General features: G+C 72.8%; 2 protein-coding genes. One reads left to right on the top strand and one right to left on the bottom strand.

The window, feature by feature from the left end:
* Positions 1-293 precede the first annotated feature (293 nt).
* The gene (locus RM479_RS22405) at positions 294-1,571 is read left to right on the top strand and encodes a S8 family serine peptidase (protein WP_311513729.1); all 1,278 of its coding nucleotides are present in this window, start codon (positions 294-296) and stop codon (positions 1,569-1,571) included.
* 265 nt (positions 1,572-1,836) lie between these two features.
* Here RM479_RS22405 and eccCa read toward each other — a convergent pair whose 3' ends face one another.
* Positions 1,837-5,808: a type VII secretion protein EccCa gene (eccCa, locus tag RM479_RS22400; protein WP_311513728.1), complete on the bottom strand. Its 3,972-nt coding sequence runs from the start codon at positions 5,806-5,808 to the stop codon at positions 1,837-1,839.
* Between the last annotated feature and the right edge of the window lie 15 nt (positions 5,809-5,823).

The raw sequence follows: 5,823 nt of genomic DNA, 5'->3' as shown, positions 1-5,823 counted from the left end.
CCCGCGCCCCGGCGCGTCCCCGCGATCGGTCGTCCCCGTGTCCGGGGCGCGCTCCCCGGGGCGGTGCCCACCCGTTGGCGCGCGGGCACCGACCGCGAAGAACCGGTGGCGTGTACGGAATCGGACGGGGATCCACCACCGCGCATCGGGGTGAGAGGGGCGATGACGGAGGTACTACTCTGGATTCGCGCCCCCGGTGGGCGGGGACCGCGCCCAGCGCGCGGTGGCACACCCTCACCGGCGACGACCTGTGAGGACGTCCCCAGCCCCCTTCCTTCCTACAGGAGAACCCGTTGAGTCAGACTCCGGTTCCGGGTGCCCGCGGCCGTCGGGCCGCCGGCCTCACCGCCGCGCTGGTGCTCGCGCTGGGCCCCGCGGTCACGCCCACCGCGGCTGTCGCGGACACCTCCGACGAGGCCCCTCCGGCCCTGAACCAGGTCTTCGAGTTCAAGAACGCGCAGCAGCCCTGCGCGCCGCCGGGCACCGAGGTGGTGGAGCGCGAGCCCTGGACCCGTTCCTTCCTCGGCATGGACCGGGCCCACAGCCTGAGCACCGGCGCCGGGGTGGAGGTGGCCGTGCTGGCCCCCGAACTCGACTCCTCGGGTCCCGCGCTCGACGGGGCGGTCACCGGAGGGGGGTCCGTCGACTGTCTCGGTCACGGGACCTTCCTGGCGGGCGTCGTGGGCGGACGAGAGGTACCGGACAGCGGCACCCTGGGCGTCGCGCCGGACGTCTCCCTGCGATTCGTTCCGACCGGTGATCCGAACACCGGGGTGACACCGCCGGGCCAGATCGCGTCCGGGATCTCCACGGCCGTGGAGGCCGGCTCCGACGTGATCCTGGTCGGGACCGCCTCCTGGGAGAACAGCGGCGCGCTGGACTCCGCCGTGGCCGCGGCGACGGAGGCGGGCGTCCTGGTGGTGGCGCCGGCGACCGTCAACACCGCCCGGGGCCCGATGGCGGGCTACCCGGGACAGCACCCCTCCGCGCTGAGCGTGGCCGCCCACGACCCCGAGGGCATGCCCGTCGTCGGCGCCCCACTGCTCCGGGCCGACGGCGAGCTGACGCGCGTCGACCTCCTGGCACCGGGGGACCTCACCGTCGGCCCCGGCCCCGGGGGCGGACACGTCATCGGCTCCGGATCAGGGGTGGCGGCGGCCTTCGCCGCCGGTGCGGCTGCGCTGACGGCCGCCCGCGTCCCCGAACTGACCGCGGAGGAACTGCGTGCCCACCTCATCGCCACGGCCTACCCCTCACCCGGCGGGGCGGAGGACCCGGTGAACGGGGGCGGGCGGGTCGACCTCATGGGCGCGCTGGTCACGGGCCCCTCGGGCGAGTCGGTGACGGTGGCCGGGGAACGGTTCACACCCGACCCCTCCCCGCGCGGTTCCCTGGAGGCCGTGCCCACTGCGGTCACCGTGGGGGTCTTCACCCTGTTGGTGGTGATGTGCGTGCTCGGCGCCGCGGTGGTGCGCAACGGCAAGGCCCGCGGGTGGCGCCCCGCCGCGCCGGGCGAGCCCGTGCCGATCGGTCCGCCTCCGGAGCGCGAACCCGAATCCCGGTGGCGCTGACCGGCGCGCCCCGCCCCACCGCGCCCGCGCGGTGGGGCCCTCCCGGTCCCGTTCCCGCACCCCGGCGGCGCCCCTGCGCGTGCCCGCGAACACGACGCGGAACGCAGCGGGGCACGACGCGGCCAGGGCCACGTCACCCGTGCGATCACGGTGGTTCCGGTCACAGGAACCCCGTAAGCGCCAACGTCCGGAACCCGGGCCCGGACGCGCGCGGCGTTCGGGCCCGGGGCGGACGCGGTGTCGGGCGGCCGTGCGCCGCCCGCGGTCAGTCCCGCTCCTCCTCGACATGGGCCAGCTGGACTTCCACCGGCTCGCGCCGCGAGATCCACAGGGCGCGGCCCGGAGGCATCCGGCGCGCCCGGACACTGCCGAAGAGCATGCCCTCCGACGGCGGCGAGGACAGCATGATGCTCGGTGTGTTCAGGTCGATGAGCGACCTGATGAACGGGTCTCCGGTCGCCCGGCCGAACCCGCCGGCGGCGTGCACGAGGATGACGTGCATGCCGATCTCCGCGCCTTGGGCGAGCATCGGGGCCAGGGGGGCCATGGGGCTCGCGCCACTGCCGGAGACCAGCTCGAAGTCGTCCACGATGATGAACAGCTCGGGCCCGTTCCACCAGTCGCGGAGACGGATGCGGTCGGGGGTGATGTCGGGGCCGGGCATGCGGGCCTGCATCGCCTGGGCCGCGGCCTGCATCATCTCCCGGACGTTGTCGCCCGAGACGGCGTACCCGAGCTGCATCTCCTTGGGGACGGCGTTGTAGAGCTGACGCCGCTGGTCGCCCAACACCACCCTGGCCTCGGCGGGGCCGTAGTGGCTGCGGATGGCGTTGGTGATGTGGCGGACGAGGTTGGTCTTGCCCGACTCGGTGTCGCCGACCACCAGCAGGTGGGGGGTGGCCCCGAAGTCGTGCCAGAACGGCTGCATCCGACGGCTCTCCAGCCCCAGTGGCACACGGAGGACGCCGCTGGTCCCGGCCAGGTCCGAGGGCGGCATCTCGGCGGCGGGGAGCATGGCGGGCAGCGTCCGCACGGGCGGCGCGACCGGACCGTCCCAGAGGTCCTTGACGCGGGTGATGATCTCGCCCATACCGGCGGACACGGTCATCGGCCGGGGTTCACCGTCGGCCCGTGGCAGGCCGGTGAGGAAGTGGTGCTTGTCGTCGGTGATACCGCGGCCCGGGACGCGCGGCACGGTCTGGGCGGCGCGCATGTGGACCATGGAGTCGACCGGGTCTCCCAGCCGCAGCTCGAACCGGGTGCCCATGAGGTCGCGGACGCTGGTGTTGAAGTCGGACCAGCGGGGTGAGGCGACCATGACGTGCAGGCCGTAGTTGAGTCCGCGCTGGACGAGCTGCGCGATGGAGGCGACCAGGTCCATGTTGTCCTGGCGGATCGTGGCCCAGCCGTCGATGACCAGGAAGACGTCCCCGTAGGACTCCTCGGCGAACTCCCCCTCCGCGCGGCGGGCCCGGTAGGTGGTCATGGAGTCGATGCCGTGCTCGGCGAAGAAGGTCTCCCGGTGCGTGAGGATCTCGTGCATCTCCAGGACGGTGCGCACGATGCGGCGCTCGTCGGTGCGCGCCGCCACGCTGCCCATGTGGGGCAGGCCCTTGAGGGCCTGGAGGAGGCCGCCGCCGCAGTCGATGCCGTAGAACTGCACCTGGGCCGGGGTGTTGCGCAGCGCCAGTCCGAGGATGATCGTGGCCAGCAGCGTGCTCTTGCCGCTCTGCGGGCCTCCGGCGATGCCGACGTGCCCGCCCGCACCGGACAGGTCCGCCAGGAGCGGTTTGCGCACGTGCTCGAAGGGTCGGTCGACGATGCCGACGGCGATCTTGAGCACACCGCGGTCGTCCCACAGGACCCCGCCCTCGGGGATGTGGACACCGATCATCCGGTACAGCTCGTCGAGCAGAAGGGGGACGTCCAGCGGGGGGAGCCATACCTCGCGCGCCGCGGGGCCGTGGCCCGACAGCCGGTCCAGCGCCACCCCGAGCAGTGCCTCGCTCTCCTCCGGCTGCTGCTCCTCCACGACCGGTTCGTCCTCGACCTTGGGCCGCGGCACGGGGGCGTCGGTGAACAGAACGGTGGACGCGTCGACCGTACCGGTGCTGCGCGCCGCCCGTCGGCGCACACGATAGGGGCCCGAGACGTAGGCGGCCTTGAAGCGGGTGAGGGTGTCGGTGTCCCACTTCAGGTAGCCGTTACCGGGCGACGAGGGAAGTTGGTGGGCGTCGGGGACGCCGAGGACGCCCCGGCTCTCGATCGCGGAGAAGGTCCGCAGGGCGATCCGGTAGGACAGGTGGCTCTCCAACTGGTGCATCCGGCCCTCGTCCAGGCGCTGGGAGGCCAGAAGGAGGTGGACCCCGAGGCTGCGCCCGAGGCGGCCGATCATGACGAAGAGGTCCATGAAGTCCCGGTGGGCTGCCAGCAGCTCGCTGAACTCGTCGACCACGACGAAGAGCGTGGGCAGCGGCTCCATCGTGGGGTCGGTCTCGCGGGCCTTCTCGTACTCGTGGACGGAGCTGTAGCTCCCGGCGGCGCGCAGGTGCTCCTGGCGGCGCACCAGCTCGCCGTGCAGGGCGTCCTGCATGCGCTCGACCAGGATCGCCTCGTCGGCGAGGTTGGTGATGAGCGCGGAGGTGTGCTGGAGCTCGTCGAGGCCGATGAAGGTCGCGCCGCCCTTGAAGTCCACCAGGACGAAGTTGAGGGTGTCGGGGGTGTGGGTCAGGGCCAGCCCCAGCACCAGGGTGCGCAGCAGCTCGCTCTTGCCCGACCCGGTGGCGCCGATGAGCATGCCGTGCGGGCCCATCCCGCCCAGCGCGGACTCCTTGAGGTCGAGTTCGAGGGGGGCGCCGTCGGAGGTCATGCCGATGGGCACGCGCAACCGGTTCTTGGGGTGCAGCTCCCCCCACATGCGCTCGGGGTCGTGGTGGTGCAGGTCGCGGATGCCCAGCAGGGTGGTCAGCTCGAAGTCGGTGGTGAGCGGTTCGGTCACCTCCGCGGCGATACCGCTCGCGCGGTAGGGCGCGATCAGGCGGGCCAGGGCGGTGGCGCGGGCGGGGGTGAGCGCGTCGGGACGCCCGAGCTCCTCCTCGGTGTCGCGGCCGGAGTGGTCGCTGCCCAACATGACCAGCTGGTCGGGCTCCACCCGCAGGGCCAGGGTGTAGGGGTCGTCCTCGGGCGGCATGGGGTCGGCCACGTCGATGACGACGGCGTTGCGGTAGCCGCCGCCCAGGAGTCGGGAGCCGGGCGGGACGTTGCCGCCGTCGACCACGATGACGAGGAAGGGCTCCTCGCGCCCCGGGGTGGCGGAGGGGTCGAACCGGGGCCGGTCGGCGACCTCCTCGCCCAGGAGCTGTTCCAGTTCGATGGCGTCGGTGCAGAGCATGCGGGCCTGACCCGCACCGTCGCGGACGGTGGGGTGCTGGGTGTGCGGAAGCCACTTCAACCACGACCAGTGCCGCATGGAGGCGGCCGAGGCGCACACGGCGATGCGCAGTTCGTCGTGGGAGTGGAAGACGGCGAGCTGGCCGAGGAGCGCCCGGGTCAGCGCCCGGGAGGCGTCGAGGTCGCCGCGCAGGGTCACCCTGGCGTAGCCGCGCAGGTAGACCTGGACGGGCTGGTCCTCGACGGTTCCGTAGGCGCGGATGAAACGGCGCAGGGCGTGCGCGCTGAGGGGTTCGAGGTCCTCCACCGGCTTCGACGAGACGGGCGAGATCTTCATGGACAGGGCCTGCTCGCCGACGGCGACGCGCACCTCCGCGAAGTCCTCGTCGTCGGCCCGGCGCTCCCACAGGCGCGAGGTGCGCACGATGGACCACAGGGCGTCCGGGTGGGGGGCGCGCCAGAGCATGGCGTCCCGCTGCTCGGTCACGACCTCACGCAGGCGGGTGCGCATCTGCCGCAGGTAGCGCAGGTAGTCCCGGCGGTCGTCGTTGAGCTTGCGGCGCCGTTCCAGGACGGTCCGCAGGTACTGCCCGCCGAGCATGGCGACGGCCCCGACGAGCATCATGCCGCCCGCGATGAACGGCATGACGCTGTTGCCCATGCTCCCGGGCCGGATGAACATCATGAGCATGGCCAGTGAAGTGAAGGCCATCGGCATGTACATGAAGACCGAGGACATGCTGGACTGCTGTTCGGCCAGTTCCGGGGGCTCCTGGAGGGAGATCTCCCCGGAGGGGAGGTCGGGTCCGGGACGCCGCGGCGGGCGCCGCACGCGGATGGTGCTCACGGGGATGGGACCTCC

It is taken from the genome of Nocardiopsis lambiniae, assembly GCF_031845465.1.
GTDB classification, from domain to species: domain Bacteria; phylum Actinomycetota; class Actinomycetes; order Streptosporangiales; family Streptosporangiaceae; genus Nocardiopsis; species Nocardiopsis lambiniae.
This window is presented reverse-complemented; position numbering and strand designations above follow the sequence as displayed.